This window comes from Ruegeria sp. CDSA089, from assembly GCF_059612205.1.
Window position 1 is genome coordinate 106,105 of sequence record NZ_JBXWQD010000002.1, and the last position, 14,974, is coordinate 121,078.

A 14,974-nucleotide genomic window follows, 5' to 3' on the forward strand; every position below is an offset into this window, starting at 1 on the left:
CGCCCGAAGGGATATGATCCATGCACGCCTATCGCAGCCACACCTGCGCCGCTCTGACCGCCGCCAATGTCGGTGAAACCGTCCGCCTGTCTGGCTGGGTGCATCGGGTCCGCGACCACGGTGGCGTGCTGTTCATCGACCTGCGCGATCACTTTGGTGTGACGCAAGTTCTGTGCGACGGCGACAGCGCCGCCTTTGCCGAGCTGGAAAAAGTACGCTCCGAATGGTGTATCCGCATCGACGGTACCGTCAAAGCGCGTGACCCCGAACTGGTGAACCCGAAACTGCCCACCGGTGAGGTCGAGGTTTACGTGCGCGAGCTGGAAGTTCTGGGCGCAGCCGACGAACTTCCGTTGATGGTGTTCGGTGATCAGGAATACCCTGAGGAAACCCGCCTGCGCTATCGCTATCTGGACCTGCGCCGCGAGGCGATGCAGCAGAACATGACCCTGCGCTCGGACGTTGTCGCCTCGATGCGCCGCCGCATGTGGGATCAGGGCTTCCGCGAATACCAGACGCCGATCATCACGGCGTCCTCTCCCGAAGGCGCGCGCGACTTTTTGGTGCCCTCGCGCCTGCATCCGGGCAAGTTCTATGCGCTGCCGCAGGCCCCGCAGCAGTTCAAACAGCTGATCATGGTGTCGGGCTTTGACAAGTATTTCCAGATCGCGCCGTGCTTCCGCGACGAAGACCCGCGCGCCGACCGCTCGCCCACCGATTTCTATCAGCTTGACCTTGAGATGTCCTTTGTCGAGCAGCAGGACGTGTTTGACACGATCCAACCGGTTCTGACCGGTGTGTTCGAAGAATTCGGCGGTGGCCGCAAAGTGGATCAGGAATGGCCGCAGATATCCTACAAGGACGCGGCCCTGTGGTACGGCAGCGACAAGCCCGACCTGCGGAACCCTATTAAAATGCAAGTGGTCTCCGACCACTTCCGCGGGTCTGGCTTTGCGATTTTCGCAAAGCTGTTGGAGCAGGAGGGTACCGAAATTCGCGCTATCCCGGCGCCGACCGGCGGCAGCCGCAAGTTCTGTGACCGTATGAATGCGTTTGCGCAGAAAGAGGGTCTGCCGGGAATGGGCTACATCTTCTGGCGCGATCAGGGCGATGGGATGGAAGCCGCAGGTCCGCTGGCCAAAAACATAGGCCCCGAGCGCACCGAGGCGATCCGTCAGCAACTGGGCCTTGGTGTCGGGGACGCGGCGTTCTTCCTGGGTGGCAAGCCGAAGGCCTTTGAAAAGGTGGCTGGTAAAGCTCGTGACGTGATCGGTGATGAGCTGGGTCTTACCGAAAAAGACCGCTTTGCCTTTGCCTGGATCGTCGATTTCCCGATCTATGAGCAGGATGAAGAAACCGGCGCGATCGACTTTGAACATAACCCGTTCTCGATGCCGCAGGGCGGCATGGAGGCGCTAAACGGCAACCCTCTGGACGTGCGCGGCTATCAGTACGATCTGGCCTGTAACGGGTATGAGTTGGTCTCGGGCGCGATCCGGAATCATAAGCCCGAGATCATGCTGAAAGCTTTTGAGCTGGCAGGCTATGGCGCGGATGAGGTGAAATCTCGCTTTGGTGCTTTGTTCAATGCGTTCCACTATGGCGCGCCGCCGCACGGTGGCTGTGCCGCGGGTATCGACCGGATCGTGATGCTGTTGGCTGATGAGGCCAACATCCGCGAGGTCATGATGTTCCCGATGAACCAGCGCGCCGAAGATCTGATGATGGACGCACCGTCCGACCCTAGCTCGGATCAGTTGATGGAGCTGGGATTGCGGATCATCCCGCAGGAATGACAAGAAAACCCGTCGCAACGCTTGCGGCGGGTTTTTTCTTTGGTCGGATGTTTCGCGAAGAGGTCAAAGCTGTCCGGTTTGCTCCAGTGGATCGTTGACCAAGGCACGGGCGGCGCGAATGTTGCGGGCCGCCGCGCGGGTTTGGCAATAGATCCAAAGGCTCAGCAGCGTAGCCGTCGCGAAATAGGCTGTTGCCATCTCAGATCGCCTCACGCTGTTCCAGGCGAGCTTGAACGATCCCTGCGACCTGAGCGGCCAATGCGGTGACGGGCGTCCCTTCGGCACGGGACGCGGCCAAGCGTTTGGCCGCGTCTGCCAGCACTTTGTCATCGGCATCGCGGGCAACCCCCCGCAGGAACTGGGCGGCATAGTCCAGCGTGCGGTGATCATTCGGGCCAGCCAGCACATCGGCGATATGGGCCATGTCATCCTGATAGGCCAGCGGATCGGGGTTAATGACCTGATCCCGGACAGCGTTCAAGCTGCTGGGGCGGCGATCCTCGGGCAGGTGCTGCAGCACCATGGATTGAAAGTAAGAAAGCGATTTCAGAGGCTTGGCCAGAAAACCGTCAGCCCCGGCCTGCGTGGCTGCGTTTTCGGTATAGGTGTCGCCGGACATCGCCAGAATGGCCCCGATACGCGGCGATGCTTCGGTCAATTCGGCAATCAGCTCGGCCCCTGAGCCATCCGGCAGCCCCATATCGACCAAGATGACCGAGGGACGGTAGATCTGCAAATGCCGCCTTGCCGATTTCAGGCAATCCGCGCGTCGGATCCGGGCACCGGAATGCAGGCACATCAGTCGGATCGCGTCGCAAGCATAGCGGCTGTCTTCGACAACCAGAATGGTTTGTCCCAGCAAAGGCCGCATCGCCGTTGGCTGTGCGGCTGAGGTGAAGGGGCTCGAATCGTCCATGGCAGAACTCCTAATCAGCAGATGCCTCACGCTAGGAACTTCTGGCTAACACGACGTTAACGGCAATTTGGCGCACTTGTTCTTTGATTGAACTGCCCCCATAACCGCTGCAACGCAGAATAGAGGAGAGTTCTATGATCGGTCGCCTGAACCATGTTGCCATCGCCGTGCCTGACCTTGAGGCCGCGTCCGCGCAATATCGCAATGCATTGGGAGCCAAGGTCGGCGCGCCTCAGGACGAACCCGATCACGGCGTAACCGTGGTGTTCATCGAACTGCCAAACACCAAGATCGAACTGTTGTACCCATTGGGCGATGATAGCCCGATCAACGGGTTTCTGGAAAAGAACCCGGCTGGTGGCATTCACCATGTCTGCTATGAGGTCGAAGATATCATCGCGGCCCGTGACCATCTGAAGGAAACCGGTGCGCGCGTGCTGGGCTCGGGTGAACCCAAGATTGGGGCCCATGGCAAGCCGGTGCTGTTTTTGCACCCCAAAGACTTTAACGGCTGTCTGGTCGAGCTAGAACAGGTCTAACCCAAGCGAGGCTGCCATGACGATCACCGCTGCATTGGTTCTGTTTGCCGTTATCTGGTTTCTGACATTGCTGGTCGTATTGCCGATCCGCATCAAGACACAGGGCGATCTGGGCGAGATCGTTCCGGGCACCCATGCGGGTGCGCCGGAAGTGCATCATATGAAGAAAAAGCTGTGGATCACCACCGGGTTGACGGTGGTGCTTTGGGCGATCATCGCGGGGATTATCATTTCTGGCGTCATCTCAGTGCGTGATTTCGACTGGTTGAACCAGCTTGAGCCGCGCGGTTGAGCCTCAGACGGACAGCCTGTGGTAGATATGGGTGAACGTGGCCACTCCGACAATCGGGATGACAAGGTTCACCAGCGGCACGGTCAGAGGAATGGCCATCAAAGTGCCCGCCAGCCAGATTGTGACCATATGTTTGCCCCGTAGCTTGCGCGCGCCTTCGCGCCCGATCCGCCGCATCGCGACCAAAGTGAAATATTCCCGACCCAGCAGAAACCCGTTCATGCCCCAAAAGATGAACGGGGCCAGCGGCGTGAAGATTACATAGAGGATCAGCGCCAGCAAGTTGGCGACGATCAATACCCCCATAAAGCTGAGCGCATCGCGCAACCCGTCACTGATGGCAATTCCGGGCACCTTTGGCAGGGTGGGATAGTGTTTGTCCTCGACCGCCTGCGCGACCTCTTCCAGAAACAGCGAGATGATGGCCGAGGCGACAGGCATCATCAGGAAGACCGGCAGAATCACCACCGCGAAAATACCGGAATAATTCAACACGTCGTTCAGCCACGGAACGGCTCCGACGAAGGGCAGGGTGATTTCATCGCTGGACAGCCAGTTGATCAACCAGATCGCGCCTGCGCAGGCGGCGATCAGCAACACGATCGTCAGGCCCACGCCCCGGAACAGAACCGAACGGAATCTGGGATCTCCGATCTGTCCGATTGCCGCGAAAAATGCGTTGAGGATGATCATTCAGGAACCCATTTGGTCAGTGCGGCCACGTCCGGGCGGGGACGTTCTGGCGGGGCTGCGGATTCGGTGGCAATGTGGATCAGACCAGCGATCCGTTCATTGTCTTGCAGCCCAAAGGCGGTGCGGCAAAACTCGGCGTCATGTGACGGCCAACCCGACAGCCAGTTCGCGCCCCAGCCCGCCGCCAATGCCGCGTTCAGCAACGCCAGACACACCGCACCGGCGGAATAGGTCTGTTCAATCGCGGGGACTTTTTCGGATGGTTTTTGAACCTCGACCACAGCTACGGCCAGATGACCCATGTCGAACTGGCTGCATGCTTTGGCGATCTCTTCAGGCGATTTACCCAGCCGTTCGCCGCATTCCTGCGTCAGCGCTGACAAACGGGGCATCGCGCCGCTTTCCAGCACGATGAATCGCCAGGGCTCGAGCTTGCCGTGATCGGGGCTACGGGCGGCGGCGGTCAGCAATGGGGTCAGTTCATCCCGCGTCGGGGCGGGAGCGACCAGGGTTTTTGCAGGGCGGGACCGGCGGGACAGCAGAAACTCAAGTGCGGCCGGGTTCTTCAAGGACATATGTTAACTTCCTTTACATGGGCTTTCTGTATTTGGTTGAGCCTCTGGCGGGTTTCAAGTGCAAAGGGCTGGGCTTGGTGGATCAATTCCATCCCGGCGCCAGCCGTGCAACAGTGTTTTGGGATCGGAGGATGAGATGGCCAAACCTAAACTGCGCAATCTGCCGGATCTGAGCGATCTGACCGACGCGGGGGCCGAGATTGCGGTTAAGGTGACGCCTAAGGCAGCTTCGGACCGGATCACGCGGGATGGGGGTGTAGTGCGCATCCATGTGACCACTGCGCCCGAAGACGGCAAGGCGAACGAGGCTGTGCGCCGCATCCTCGCTGCCGCCATGGGGGTGGCCACGTCATCGCTGAGCCTGAAGCGCGGACATACGGCGCGGGACAAGGTCTTTGTCTACGATCCTTAATCCGGTGTTTCGTGGATTTGGTACACCCCCTCGGGCAAATCCAGCGCAGCGGCCAGATCGCGAACCTGTTCCGGCGACAGCGTGATTTTCTGGACCTGATCGGTTCGAGGATCAAACTGCTCTAGCGTCACGCATTCTGCGAAATTGTTGATCACCACATCCTCTTGCAAAGGCTTTTCGCCTTCGTCCACCAGCGTAATGACCGTCGAGTCGAATTCATGCTCAATCGAAAACATGATGGCAGAGTGCAGGGCGATGTTCCGCTTGGCAACCCGTACTATCGCATTCAACCGGTGGCAGTCCCAAGGGGTCTGCGCTATGGTCAGCCAAACGGCGTGACCGTTTCAAAGGATGATCCATGCACCGTTTGATGTACCTGTTGTTTCCCGTGTTTCTGGCCGCCTGCGACGCCGATGCGCTGCGGGTTCAACCTGCCGAGGACTGGATACAGGGCGAGGGGGATTTCAGGGTCGAAGCCGCCACTTTCCAGCAGATCAGCCAAAGGGTCGGCGAACAGGCCAGGGTCGAATGTTTGCGACGTGCCAATGTCAAGAATTGCGACTTTGCCACATTGGTCGATCTGGACCCGAAAGCCCCTGCCAACGCATTTCAAACACTGGATAAAAACGACCAGCCGGTGATCATTTTTACCCGCGCGATGATCGAATCCGCTCAGAACGCGGATGAGTTGGCCTTTGTGATGGGGCACGAAGCCTCCCATCACATCCTGCGTCATATTCCGCGCCAATCGGTGAATGCACGCGAAAGTGCCGAGATTTTCGGCGATCTGGCGCGATTGGCCGGTGCCGAAGGGGCCGCCGTGGAAGAGGCGCAGAAACTGGGCGCGCGGGTGGGGACGCAGGTCTATGTGCGTGACTTTGAACTTGAAGCTGATGAGCTTGGAACGATCATAACCTTTCGCGCCGGGTATAACCCTTTGATCGGTGCGAAATATTTCGACCGCCTGCCGGATCCCGAAGACAGTTTCCTCAGCACCCATCCCCCCAACGCCAAACGGGTCGAGGTGGTGAAGCAGACCGCCCGCGGGCTTGGGTTGACGCAATGACCGCAGTGAAAAAGCTGGGGGTGATCCTGACAGATCGGGGCTCGAAATACGCAGTATCCGGTGCGCCCGTGTCATCGCGGACCGAGGTCGACACTGTGCTGCATGCGCTTAAGGCGGATAAATCATATGCCAAGGCCACACATAATACATGGGCGGCGGTACTGCCCACTGGGGCGCTCAAGGCGGATGATGGGGAAAGTGGCGCGGGGATGGTGATCCTGCGGATGATGGAACGGGCCGACGTGCAGAACCACGTCGTAATAGTCACCCGCTGGTATGGGGGCAAAAAGCTGGGCGGGGACCGCTTTCGGCGGGTGCAGGACGCAACGCGAACCTATCTGGATCAGATCGACACCGGGGCTTGACCTGTATCAAGGGCCTGCGCCGCCGCATCCGCTAACCTGATCGAAACGCATCAGGGAAAGGGTGCCATATGTCCAACAGAGAGACCCTGAAACATCACGCGGGCCTCGTCGATCAGATGGCAACGCGAGTAGGCATCGACCTGGAAGACGCAGCGCTTCGGGGTGATGTCTCGATCGATGAGATATCCGAAGCGGTTCTGCGCTGCACAGGATGCGCCAATCCCGGACATTGCGAAGCGCTGCTGGCGCAAGTGGCGGTATCGCAGGACACGCCGGAATATTGCCGCAACAAAGGCCTATTCGCCCAGATCAAGCCACGTAAGGGGCGGTGATGCAAACGCTTGGGGCTGTCATGACGCATCTACGGCTTGTCCTGCGCATGGGGCAGGCAACAGGCGCGGACGTGGTTTCAGCGCATCGGCAGGGCCGCTTGAGCCAGGAGGACTGGGCCAGCATGGTACGGGCCTGTCAGGGATGCGCTTGGGCCAGATGCTGCCCCGATTGGTTGGATCAAAACAAGGGCGCGACCCAGGCACCTCGAACCTGCCCGAACCGGGCCAGATTTGCCACGCTTAGGTCCGGGAAAACTCGAGAGGGTTGAGAATGAAAGATATTCTTGGGGATGTCGAAAAACACTTCTGGCTGACGCGGTCCGTCGCGCGCTGCATGAATCTGTCCCTGACCGAGGCGATGACCGAAGGGCTTCTTAGCGCCGAACGCTACGCGGAAATGGTCACGAAATGTCGCGCTGCCGATTGCAGCGAGACATGTGCGATTTGGTTGGCCGAACAGCAGGCCAAGGCGGACAAAGCGCCTGAGTTTTGCGTGAACGCGCAGGCTTTGAATGCGCTGAAACCCTAAATTTTGGAATGCGAGCCGTCACATAGCGGCGGGTTGGCGCTGTGTTTGCATCCGCAAAAGAACACTTTCTTGTCTGCCTCTGCGGTGTATTTGACCGGCTCAATCCCCGTTCCCTTATGTGAACCGTCACAAAAAGGCTGACGCGAGGATTTACCACAGGCGCACCAGAAATAGTTTTTCCCCTCGGTCACTTCGACGGGATAGGGGGCTTTCTGAGAAATGATCGGTGCGTCTGACACGTGGCTTCTCCGGAGTTTGCTGATGTCTGCTGGTCAGACAGTTTAGCGTCCGATTTCCGTTCTGCCATGGCAGCATGGATTTGCCGTTTTCACATTCACGTGATCAGATTTGTTGCAAAAATGCCAGCGAAGTCGTATTTTGAGACTGGCCCCGAATTTCTGGGCAAAATCAGAAAATTATTAGAAGGAATGACGGACATGAAACTTAGATTTGCCGCCGTTGGTGCGTTTGCTTTGGTCGTTGCAGCCTGTTCTCAGCAGGAAGAACCAGCTCCGGTTTATATTACACCCGAATATGACAAGTTTGGTACGCCGAGCTGTCCGGCCGGAACCGCATTGGCCACGACTGAGGCAGGCCAGACTGTCTGTAACCCGGTCGCGCAATAACAAACCTTCAGGCGGCTCGCGCGCGGGCCGCCTGCTTTCAGATAGATGCCGCCCACTGGGCGGTTTTTTCTTGCCTGTAATTGCCGGTTTGGGTTTTTGTCTGCGAGAGCGCTGTGCAGGGAACACATGAAAAACTTTCTAATCCGTCTAAAACATCGCACAGTCTGGAGCTGGCAAGGGCTGGCCGCGACGTGGCGCGATGAGTACTCGTTTCGCGTATGGGGATGGGCCAACCTGATCTCGGTGGGGCTGGCAATTGGACTACCCCTCAGCGGCGGTATGCGCGCGTTGATTGTCATCATGGGAATTTTGGTTCTGGTCGCCGAACTATTCAACACAGCGATAGAACGGGCCGTGGATCACACATCTACAGACCACAACACTTTGGCCGGCCAAGCCAAAGACGCCGCCAGCGCAGCGGTTGCGCTGACGGCCATTGCCGCTGCGGTGGCATGGATGGCGGGTCTTGTGGCTATGCTCTGACGGTCGTCATTACTTGATTCGATACCGCCCGTACCCGCGATGAGATCTGTGATACCGGACTCCTCGATAAGATCTTTGATGCCGGAACGCGTGTTTCTTCGGCACATAGTACCGATGGTAACGTTTCTTGCTGTGTTTGAACTTCGACCGGTGGTGCTTTTTGACCGGCTTGGCATGATGCACCTTGGCTTTCGCGACCGGCTTGTGGACCTTTTTCTTATACACTTTGGGCGCAACGAAGTGTTTGTGAACACGATGTTTGCCGCGATAGTGGATGCCAAAGGATTTCCCTCCGACCAGCGTGAACTGAGCCGTGCTGCCCGAGCGCACTTCTGCAAAAGCAGGCGCTGCAAATAGTTGTGCCGCCAGGAGCGCGACGGCGCATTTCGTTGCGAAAGGACGCAATTTAGACATGATAACCCTCCTTTTTAGACGTGTTTGGGTTCTGTCTAAACCTGGGGCCTGATGCGGGGGATCGCCAATAAACTTGGCTCACGCTTGCCCTATCGGTGGTTACATTGCCTCAGCGCAGCGTGCCCCACAGGTCATATTCCCCAGCCTCGTCCACCTCGACCGAGACGATTTCGCCGGGTTTGAGGTCTTCGAACCCTTCGTCGACGAACAGGTTGCCGTCAATTTCGGGGGCGTCGGCCTTGGTGCGGCAGGTGGCAGCCTCGTCATCGACCTCATCCACGATCACGTCTAGCCTTTGTCCGACCTTTGCGGCCAGCTTCGCCTCGGATATCGCCTGCGCTTTTTCCATGAACCGTTCCCAGCGGTCCTGTTTGACTTCGGACGGGACATGATCGGGCAGGTCGTTCGAGCGCGCCCCGTCCACGTTTTCGTACTGAAAACAGCCAACGCGATCCAATTGAGCCTCGTCCATCCAATCCAGCAGGGTCTGGAACTCGGACTCGGTCTCGCCGGGATAGCCGACAATAAAGGTCGAGCGCAGGGTGATATCGGGGCAGGTCGCGCGCCATGCGGCGATCTCGTCCAGCGTTTTGGCAGCCGCCGCCGGGCGGGCCATGCGTTTCAGAACGTCTGGGTGGGCGTGCTGGAACGGAATATCCAGATAGGGCAGCACGTTGCAGCCCGCATCGGCCATCAGCGGAATCAACTCGCGCACATGCGGGTAGGGGTAGACGTAGTGCAGGCGCACCCACGCATCGAGCTGACCCAACTCGCGCGCCAGATCGGTGATGTGGCTGCGGACCTCGCGATCTTTCCACGGGTTCACGTCATATTTGCGATCCAGCCCATAGGCAGAGGTGTCCTGAGAAATCACCAGCAGCTCACGCACGCCATTGTCGACCAGCTTTTCGGCCTCACGCAGCACGGCGTGGGCGGGGCGGCTGGCCAGTTTGCCGCGCATGTCAGGGATGATGCAGAACTTACACTTGTGGTTACAGCCCTCGGATATTTTCAGATAGCTGTAGTGGCGCGGGGTCAGTTGCACGCTGGCGGCGGGCAGCAGGTCTACAAACGGGTCGGGATCGGGTGGAACGGCTTGATGTACGGCGTCCAGCACTTGTTCGTATTGATGCGGCCCGGTGACGGCCATGATGCGGGGGTGATGCTCGCGGATGTAATCCGGTTCGGCACCCAGACAGCCGGTGACAATGACCTTGCCGTTTTCCACTAGTGCCTCACCAATCGCGTCCAGCGACTCGGCCTTGGCGCTATCCAGAAACCCGCAGGTGTTCACGATCACGGCATCTGCGCCTGAATAATCGGGCGAAATCCCGTATCCTTCGGCACGCAGGCGCGTCAGAATACGCTCACTATCCACCAAAGCCTTGGGGCAGCCCAAAGACACCATACCAATGGTGGGCTGGTTCGGACGGGGCGTGTCGGTGATCCGGGCGGCAGGCGCCAGGTCGGGGCGGAGGTTCGGCGGGTTCGTGGTCATGGCGCGGCATATAGTGGGGAACGCTTCCCCTTGCAAATGGCCGCTGGGCTTAGAATGATAATTTCAACGCATAACAAAAAGCAAAGAGCGGTAAAATGAAGTGGCTGGTGCGCATTCTCTTTCTCATCGTGGCCGTAATCGGGCTGGTTATCGGGGCCTTGCTGATGATGCCCGGCGACAAGCTGGCGCGTATCCTGGCCGAGCAGGTCAAGGCCGAAACGGGCCGGGATCTGACCCTGACAGGAGATGTGAAACTGTCATTCTGGCCAGTGCTAGGGATGGAGACCGGGCCTGTGACGTTCAGCAATGCCCCTTGGGCCGGGTCCGAGCCGATGCTCAGCGCGGATCATCTGGCCGTTGGTGTGGATGCGGCGGCGTTGATGTCAGGGGATTTGCGTATCCGGCGGGTGATTGCGGAAAACCCGACGCTGCGGTTGGAACTGTCTGACGGGCGCGGCAATTGGGAGTTTGGCGCGTCAGCGCCTGCGGCGGCGTCCTCGGGATCTGGCACCTCTGCCGCCCCGCAGGGGCAACCGGGTGTCGTAACGCTGGATAGGCTGGAATTAACAAATGCGCGTCTGCTCTATCTGGAAAACGGGGCGGTGACGTTCGATTTCTCGCAAGTCGACCTGTCGGCAAGCTGGCCCGAGGTCACAGCACCGTTGTTGCTGGAGGCGAAAATGGCGGTGCCAGGGGGCGCGGTTGAGGTGGATATGAAAATCCCAGATCTGCCCGCTTATGCAACCGGCGCGGCCACCCAGTTGGATCTGTTGCTGCGCGCGCCCGGGGGTGAAGTCGACTTTGACGGTCGCGTGAATCTTGCCGGAGAGATGGACGGCGACCTGCACCTTAAAACCCAAAATACCGAGACATTGCTGGCCGCTTTCGGACAGCCCGGTACAGCCGTGCCTTTGGGTCTGGGTCGCCGCGCGGAACTGGTCGGTCGTATGACCTATACGCAGGACGGGCGTCTGTCGGTGCGTGAATTGGTGGCGCAACTGGACGACAACCGCCTGACCGGCGAGGCGGATATCGTGATCTCGGACCCACCACAGATCACCGCGCGGTTTGACGCGGGCGATTTGGATCTGTCCCGATTCAACGAGTCTAATGGAGGCTCGGGCGGTGGTGGCGGCGGCGCTGCGCCAAGCCAATCCGATGGCTGGTCGACCACACCGATTGACGCCTCGGCGCTGGCTTTGGCGAATGGGCAAATCCAGCTGAAGGCGAATTCGATAGCAGTGCCCGACCTGACCCTTGGTCCCAGCGATCTGACCTTGAATCTGGACCGGTCACGCGCGGTGTTGCAGATGAACCCGGCCACATTGTTCTCGGGTCAGTTGACCGGTCAGGTCGTCGCGAATAACCGCAACGGGCTGTCTGTCGGTGGCAACATGAAGGCAGACGGGATCGACATCCAACAGGCCCTGATGACGCTGGCCGATATTGACCGATTGTCCGGCACGGGCACCGGTTCGTTCGAGTTTCTGGGCGTTGGGCAAAGCGAGGATCAGATCATGCGTTCACTCAGCGGCAAGGGTCGCGTGGATGTGGGGCAGGGGGTGATCAACGGGTTCGACCTGGACCGCCTGATGGGGCGGGGCGAAGGGTCAGGCGGCACTACTGTGTTCAACAGTCTTGCCGCTAGTTTCACCATTGATCAGGGTGTTCTCAGGAATGATGACCTGCTGATGTCACTGGATAATTTCCGTGCCGATGGCGCCGGTCGCGTCGGCTTGGGCGAGCGCAATATCGACTATCTGTTCACCCCCACAGCGTTGCGGGCAAATTCTGGTCAGGGCCTGTCGGTGCCGGTGCGCATTGTTGGACCGTGGAGTAATCCATCGATCAAACCCGACCTCAGTAAAGTGATCGAAGCGGCCGCCGAAGGCAAAATCAAAGAACTTGAGGACGACGCCAAACAACAGGTGCTGGACAAGGTCAGCGACGAGCTTGGGACTGCCGTGACAGACACCGAAAGCATCGAGAATGCGGTGAAGAACAAATTGCAGGAAGAGGCCACGAAAGGGCTGCTGAAATTGCTGGGCGCGGATTGAGCGGCGGGGCGCAAGACGCGCCCCAAGGCTCTAGATTGTCTGATCGTAGTCGCCCACGCCGGGTTCTGTACGGATGACAGCGTCGATATCGGCAAATATCGCGCGCATTTCATCCTCGCTTTCGCTGCTTTCGCAGACCACGACCAGATTGGGCGTGTTCGAGGATGCCCGCACCAGACCCCAGCTGCCATTGTCCAGAATGACCCGAGCGCCATTGACTGTGACGACCTCTTTGATCGCGCGTCCGGCAAAGGAATCTCCCGCCTCGGATTTGGCCACCAGCTTGTCGACCAGACGGGCGAGTATGTCATATTTCTCGGTATCTGCCGCATAGGGCGACATGGTGGGCGTCGACCAAGTCTTGGGCAGGGCCTTGCGCAAATCGGACATACTCTGATCGGGGTTGCGGTCCATCAGTTTGCAGATCTCAACCGCCACGCGCATGCCGCAGTCATAGCCACGCCCGATCGGTTCAGCCAGAAAGTAGTGGCCCGACTTCTCGAACCCGGCCAGCGCATTGATTTCCTTGACCCGGCGCTTCATGTGGCTGTGTCCGGTTTTCCAGTAATCTGCCTTGATCCCACGGGCCTGCAACTGCGGATCACTTGCGAACAGACCGGTTGATTTCACATCAGCCACAAAGGTCGCGTTCGGGTACAGTTTGGCCAGATCGCGGGCCATGATCACACCGACCTTGTCGGCGAAAATCTCTTCACCTTCATCATCGACAACACCACACCGGTCGCCGTCGCCGTCAAACCCCAGCGCCAGGTCGGCACCGCTGGATTTCACGCTGTCGGACATGTCGTGCAACATCTCCATCGCTTCGGGGTTCGGGTTGTAGTTGGGGAACGTGTAGTCCAGCCGGGTGTGGCTGGGCACAACCTCGACCCCCATTCGTTCGAATATCTTGGGCGCAAAGGCCGAGGCGGTGCCGTTCCCGGTGGCGCAGACCACTTTCAGCGGGCGAGACATTTTGAAATCGCCGACCAGATCGTCGATATAAGCCTCTTTCACGCCGTCCACGAACTCATACGAGCCACCCTCATGGGGTTGTCCTTCGCCATTCAGGACGATGTCGCGCAACTCGGACATCTCATCAGGGCCATGGGTCAGAGGACGCTCAAACCCCATCTTGACCCCGGTCCAGCCGTTGGGATTGTGGCTGGCAGTGACCATAGCAACCGCCGGCACGTCCAGATGAAACTGCGCGAAATAGGCCATGGGGCTGAGCGCTGGGCCGATATCCTTGACCTGAATGCCGGCCTGCATCAGCCCCAGGATCAGTGCGTTCTTGATGGCCAGCGAATAGTCGCGGTAGTCGTTTCCCACCGCGATCACCGGTGCAATTCCGCGCCTGCGCATCTGCGTCCCAAGCCCCAGACCCAGCGCGGTCATGCCGGGCAGGTTGATTTCCTCGGGGTATTTCCACCTGGCGTCATATTCACGGAAACCCGTGGGTTTGATCATGGCATCGCGCAGAAAGCTCCAGGTGTTCGGGGTCACCTCGGGGATTGGTTTGGTCATAGAAAATCTCAATCGTTAAATCTGAATGGGGTTTGCCTTGGCCAGCGCATCAAAGCGCATCAAAGTGTCAATAAGTTGCGGCATCTGGTCAAGATAGATCATATTGGGGCCGTCAGATGGCGCATTGTCAGGGTCCTGATGGGTTTCAATGAACACAGCTCCGACACCCAATGACACTGCCGCACGCGCCATGACCGGCGCAAACTCCCGCTGACCGCCAGAGGACCCACCTTTGCCACCTGGTTGCTGTACCGAATGCGTTGCGTCCATCACGACCGGGTAGCCCGTTTTTGCCATTTGCGGCAGGCCGCGCATATCAGCAACCAGTGTGTTGTATCCAAAAGATGTGCCGCGTTCCGTCAGGAGGATATTCGTGTTTCCCGTGCTTTCGATCTTGTCAACGATGTTGCCCATTTCCCAAGGCGCAAGAAACTGACCTTTCTTGACGTTAACGGCTTTCCCGGTTTCACCAGCAGCCAGCAACATATCCGTCTGGCGGCAGAGAAAGGCGGGAATCTGCAAGACGTCTACGGTCTCGGCCGCTAGAGCACATTGGGATTCGGTATGAACATCAGTCAGAACAGGAATACCCATCGAGTTGCGAATATCGCTCAGAACTTTCAATCCAGCGTCAATACCCAGGCCACGGACACCGGACAAGGAAGTACGGTTAGCTTTGTCATATGACGCCTTAAAAACGTACTGTGCTCCGGCCGCATCGCAGGCCTCTTTCATTTTGCCGGCGATCATCTGAGCATGATCGGCGCTTTCAAGCTGACAGGGACCGGCAATGATTGTCAGAGGCAGATCATTGCCGACCATGAGATCGGAGATTTTTACATGTTTCATGTGTC

Annotated in this window: 22 protein-coding genes; 12 read left to right on the forward strand and 10 right to left on the reverse strand. The window is 58.6% G+C overall.

From position 1 onward, the window contains the following. The first annotated feature begins 20 nt into the window (after nt 1–20). Nucleotides 21–1,796, forward strand: a complete 1,776-nt coding sequence (gene aspS / locus AC2FJ6_RS06120; RefSeq protein ID WP_170769056.1) for an aspartate--tRNA ligase — start codon at nt 21–23, stop codon at nt 1,794–1,796. 63 nt (nt 1,797–1,859) lie between these two features. Here aspS and AC2FJ6_RS06125 read toward each other — a convergent pair whose 3' ends face one another. Then, the gene (locus AC2FJ6_RS06125; protein WP_269149750.1) at nt 1,860–1,994 is read right to left on the reverse strand and encodes a hypothetical protein; all 135 of its coding nucleotides are present in this window, start codon (nt 1,992–1,994) and stop codon (nt 1,860–1,862) included. 1 nt (nt 1,995) lies between these two features. Then, complete coding sequence (locus tag AC2FJ6_RS06130) at nt 1,996–2,712, reverse strand: response regulator (protein ID WP_170769057.1); 717 nt, start codon at nt 2,710–2,712, stop codon at nt 1,996–1,998. 134 nt (nt 2,713–2,846) lie between these two features. On the opposite strand from AC2FJ6_RS06130, the gene mce reads away from it, so the two are divergent. Both mce and AC2FJ6_RS06140 read left to right on the forward strand, forming a co-directional pair. Beyond that, a complete protein-coding gene (gene mce, locus AC2FJ6_RS06135; RefSeq protein ID WP_170352375.1) occupies nt 2,847–3,251 on the forward strand; it encodes a methylmalonyl-CoA epimerase in 405 nt (134 codons plus the stop codon). A gap of 16 nt (nt 3,252–3,267) precedes the next feature. Beyond that, nucleotides 3,268–3,543, forward strand: coding sequence for a DUF1467 family protein (locus AC2FJ6_RS06140; RefSeq protein ID WP_170769058.1), 276 nt, complete (start codon nt 3,268–3,270; stop codon nt 3,541–3,543). Between the two features lie 3 nt (nt 3,544–3,546). Here the strand turns inward: AC2FJ6_RS06140 and AC2FJ6_RS06145 are convergent, their stop codons facing one another. Both AC2FJ6_RS06145 and AC2FJ6_RS06150 read right to left on the reverse strand, forming a co-directional pair. Further along, the gene (locus AC2FJ6_RS06145; RefSeq protein ID WP_170769059.1) at nt 3,547–4,236 is read right to left on the reverse strand and encodes an EI24 domain-containing protein; all 690 of its coding nucleotides are present in this window, start codon (nt 4,234–4,236) and stop codon (nt 3,547–3,549) included. Next, nucleotides 4,233–4,811: a nitroreductase family protein gene (locus tag AC2FJ6_RS06150; protein ID WP_496668664.1), complete on the reverse strand. Its 579-nt coding sequence runs from the start codon at nt 4,809–4,811 to the stop codon at nt 4,233–4,235. The genes AC2FJ6_RS06145 and AC2FJ6_RS06150 overlap by 4 nt, the downstream gene beginning before the upstream one ends. A gap of 136 nt (nt 4,812–4,947) precedes the next feature. Between AC2FJ6_RS06150 and AC2FJ6_RS06155 the strand changes: the two genes are divergently transcribed. Continuing rightward, nucleotides 4,948–5,223 (forward strand): DUF167 domain-containing protein, encoded by a 276-nt coding sequence (locus AC2FJ6_RS06155; protein ID WP_496668666.1) that lies wholly within the window; start codon nt 4,948–4,950, stop codon nt 5,221–5,223. Here AC2FJ6_RS06155 and AC2FJ6_RS06160 read toward each other — a convergent pair. Next, nucleotides 5,220–5,459 (reverse strand): DUF8831 family protein, encoded by a 240-nt coding sequence (locus AC2FJ6_RS06160; protein ID WP_170769820.1) that lies wholly within the window; start codon nt 5,457–5,459, stop codon nt 5,220–5,222. The genes AC2FJ6_RS06155 and AC2FJ6_RS06160 overlap by 4 nt on opposite strands. A 122-nt stretch (nt 5,460–5,581) precedes the next feature. On the opposite strand from AC2FJ6_RS06160, the gene AC2FJ6_RS06165 reads away from it, so the two are divergent. The 5 genes from AC2FJ6_RS06165 (at nt 5,582) to AC2FJ6_RS06185 (ending at nt 7,515) form a co-directional block, all read left to right on the forward strand. Then, nucleotides 5,582–6,289 (forward strand): M48 family metalloprotease, encoded by a 708-nt coding sequence (locus AC2FJ6_RS06165; protein ID WP_170769062.1) that lies wholly within the window; start codon nt 5,582–5,584, stop codon nt 6,287–6,289. Further along, nucleotides 6,286–6,654: a YigZ family protein gene (locus AC2FJ6_RS06170; RefSeq protein WP_170769063.1), complete on the forward strand. Its 369-nt coding sequence runs from the start codon at nt 6,286–6,288 to the stop codon at nt 6,652–6,654. The genes AC2FJ6_RS06165 and AC2FJ6_RS06170 overlap by 4 nt, the downstream gene beginning before the upstream one ends. Before the next feature lie 68 nt (nt 6,655–6,722). Continuing rightward, nucleotides 6,723–6,986 (forward strand): DUF6455 family protein, encoded by a 264-nt coding sequence (locus AC2FJ6_RS06175; RefSeq protein ID WP_170769064.1) that lies wholly within the window; start codon nt 6,723–6,725, stop codon nt 6,984–6,986. Further along, nucleotides 6,986–7,255 carry a DUF6455 family protein gene (locus tag AC2FJ6_RS06180; RefSeq protein ID WP_269149751.1) on the forward strand — a complete coding sequence of 90 codons (270 nt, stop codon included), beginning with the start codon at nt 6,986–6,988 and terminating at the stop codon, nt 7,253–7,255. The genes AC2FJ6_RS06175 and AC2FJ6_RS06180 overlap by 1 nt, the downstream gene beginning before the upstream one ends. 2 nt (nt 7,256–7,257) lie before the next feature. After that, entirely contained in the window at nt 7,258–7,515 is a 258-nt protein-coding gene (locus AC2FJ6_RS06185) for a DUF6455 family protein (protein ID WP_170769065.1), read from the forward strand. Here the strand turns inward: AC2FJ6_RS06185 and AC2FJ6_RS06190 are convergent. Next, nucleotides 7,512–7,754: a CDGSH iron-sulfur domain-containing protein gene (locus tag AC2FJ6_RS06190; RefSeq protein WP_170769066.1), complete on the reverse strand. Its 243-nt coding sequence runs from the start codon at nt 7,752–7,754 to the stop codon at nt 7,512–7,514. The genes AC2FJ6_RS06185 and AC2FJ6_RS06190 overlap by 4 nt on opposite strands. Here AC2FJ6_RS06190 and AC2FJ6_RS06195 point away from each other — a divergent pair, their 5' ends adjacent. Beyond that, complete coding sequence (locus tag AC2FJ6_RS06195) at nt 7,755–8,141, forward strand: hypothetical protein (RefSeq protein WP_496668668.1); 387 nt, start codon at nt 7,755–7,757, stop codon at nt 8,139–8,141. It abuts the gene before it with no gap. Nucleotides 8,142–8,267: 126 nt separating this feature from the next. Next, complete coding sequence (locus tag AC2FJ6_RS06200; RefSeq protein WP_170769068.1) at nt 8,268–8,624, forward strand: diacylglycerol kinase; 357 nt, start codon at nt 8,268–8,270, stop codon at nt 8,622–8,624. 9 nt (nt 8,625–8,633) lie between these two features. Here the strand turns inward: AC2FJ6_RS06200 and AC2FJ6_RS06205 are convergent, their stop codons facing one another. After that, nucleotides 8,634–9,038 carry a hypothetical protein gene (locus AC2FJ6_RS06205; protein ID WP_170769069.1) on the reverse strand — a complete coding sequence of 135 codons (405 nt, stop codon included), beginning with the start codon at nt 9,036–9,038 and terminating at the stop codon, nt 8,634–8,636. Nucleotides 9,039–9,147: 109 nt separating this feature from the next. After that, the gene (gene rimO, locus AC2FJ6_RS06210; protein WP_170769070.1) at nt 9,148–10,536 is read right to left on the reverse strand and encodes a 30S ribosomal protein S12 methylthiotransferase RimO; all 1,389 of its coding nucleotides are present in this window, start codon (nt 10,534–10,536) and stop codon (nt 9,148–9,150) included. Nucleotides 10,537–10,631: 95 nt separating this feature from the next. On the opposite strand from rimO, the gene AC2FJ6_RS06215 reads away from it, so the two are divergent. Next, nucleotides 10,632–12,593 (forward strand): AsmA family protein, encoded by a 1,962-nt coding sequence (locus AC2FJ6_RS06215; protein WP_170769071.1) that lies wholly within the window; start codon nt 10,632–10,634, stop codon nt 12,591–12,593. Between the two features lie 30 nt (nt 12,594–12,623). Here AC2FJ6_RS06215 and AC2FJ6_RS06220 read toward each other — a convergent pair whose 3' ends face one another. Both AC2FJ6_RS06220 and kdsA read right to left on the reverse strand, forming a co-directional pair. Then, nucleotides 12,624–14,120: a phosphomannomutase/phosphoglucomutase gene (locus tag AC2FJ6_RS06220; RefSeq protein ID WP_496668670.1), complete on the reverse strand. Its 1,497-nt coding sequence runs from the start codon at nt 14,118–14,120 to the stop codon at nt 12,624–12,626. 15 nt (nt 14,121–14,135) lie between these two features. Next, the gene (gene kdsA, locus AC2FJ6_RS06225) at nt 14,136–14,969 is read right to left on the reverse strand and encodes a 3-deoxy-8-phosphooctulonate synthase (protein WP_170769073.1); all 834 of its coding nucleotides are present in this window, start codon (nt 14,967–14,969) and stop codon (nt 14,136–14,138) included. Nucleotides 14,970–14,974: the final 5 nt, after the last annotated feature.

Coding starts and splice junctions, on each gene's coding strand:
- aspS (WP_170769056.1), top strand. CDS start 21: ATGCACGCCTATCGCAGCCACACCTGCGCCGCTCTGACCGCCGCCAAT.
- AC2FJ6_RS06125 (WP_269149750.1), bottom strand. CDS start 1,994: ATGGCAACAGCCTATTTCGCGACGGCTACGCTGCTGAGCCTTTGGATC.
- AC2FJ6_RS06130 (WP_170769057.1), bottom strand. CDS start 2,712: ATGGACGATTCGAGCCCCTTCACCTCAGCCGCACAGCCAACGGCGATG.
- mce (WP_170352375.1), top strand. CDS start 2,847: ATGATCGGTCGCCTGAACCATGTTGCCATCGCCGTGCCTGACCTTGAG.
- AC2FJ6_RS06140 (WP_170769058.1), top strand. CDS start 3,268: ATGACGATCACCGCTGCATTGGTTCTGTTTGCCGTTATCTGGTTTCTG.
- AC2FJ6_RS06145 (WP_170769059.1), bottom strand. CDS start 4,236: ATGATCATCCTCAACGCATTTTTCGCGGCAATCGGACAGATCGGAGAT.
- AC2FJ6_RS06150 (WP_496668664.1), bottom strand. CDS start 4,811: ATGTCCTTGAAGAACCCGGCCGCACTTGAGTTTCTGCTGTCCCGCCGG.
- AC2FJ6_RS06155 (WP_496668666.1), top strand. CDS start 4,948: ATGGCCAAACCTAAACTGCGCAATCTGCCGGATCTGAGCGATCTGACC.
- AC2FJ6_RS06160 (WP_170769820.1), bottom strand. CDS start 5,459: ATGTTTTCGATTGAGCATGAATTCGACTCGACGGTCATTACGCTGGTG.
- AC2FJ6_RS06165 (WP_170769062.1), top strand. CDS start 5,582: ATGCACCGTTTGATGTACCTGTTGTTTCCCGTGTTTCTGGCCGCCTGC.
- AC2FJ6_RS06170 (WP_170769063.1), top strand. CDS start 6,286: ATGACCGCAGTGAAAAAGCTGGGGGTGATCCTGACAGATCGGGGCTCG.
- AC2FJ6_RS06175 (WP_170769064.1), top strand. CDS start 6,723: ATGTCCAACAGAGAGACCCTGAAACATCACGCGGGCCTCGTCGATCAG.
- AC2FJ6_RS06180 (WP_269149751.1), top strand. CDS start 6,986: ATGCAAACGCTTGGGGCTGTCATGACGCATCTACGGCTTGTCCTGCGC.
- AC2FJ6_RS06185 (WP_170769065.1), top strand. CDS start 7,258: ATGAAAGATATTCTTGGGGATGTCGAAAAACACTTCTGGCTGACGCGG.
- AC2FJ6_RS06200 (WP_170769068.1), top strand. CDS start 8,268: ATGAAAAACTTTCTAATCCGTCTAAAACATCGCACAGTCTGGAGCTGG.
- AC2FJ6_RS06205 (WP_170769069.1), bottom strand. CDS start 9,038: ATGTCTAAATTGCGTCCTTTCGCAACGAAATGCGCCGTCGCGCTCCTG.
- rimO (WP_170769070.1), bottom strand. CDS start 10,536: ATGACCACGAACCCGCCGAACCTCCGCCCCGACCTGGCGCCTGCCGCC.
- AC2FJ6_RS06215 (WP_170769071.1), top strand. CDS start 10,632: ATGAAGTGGCTGGTGCGCATTCTCTTTCTCATCGTGGCCGTAATCGGG.
- AC2FJ6_RS06220 (WP_496668670.1), bottom strand. CDS start 14,120: ATGACCAAACCAATCCCCGAGGTGACCCCGAACACCTGGAGCTTTCTG.
- kdsA (WP_170769073.1), bottom strand. CDS start 14,969: ATGAAACATGTAAAAATCTCCGATCTCATGGTCGGCAATGATCTGCCT.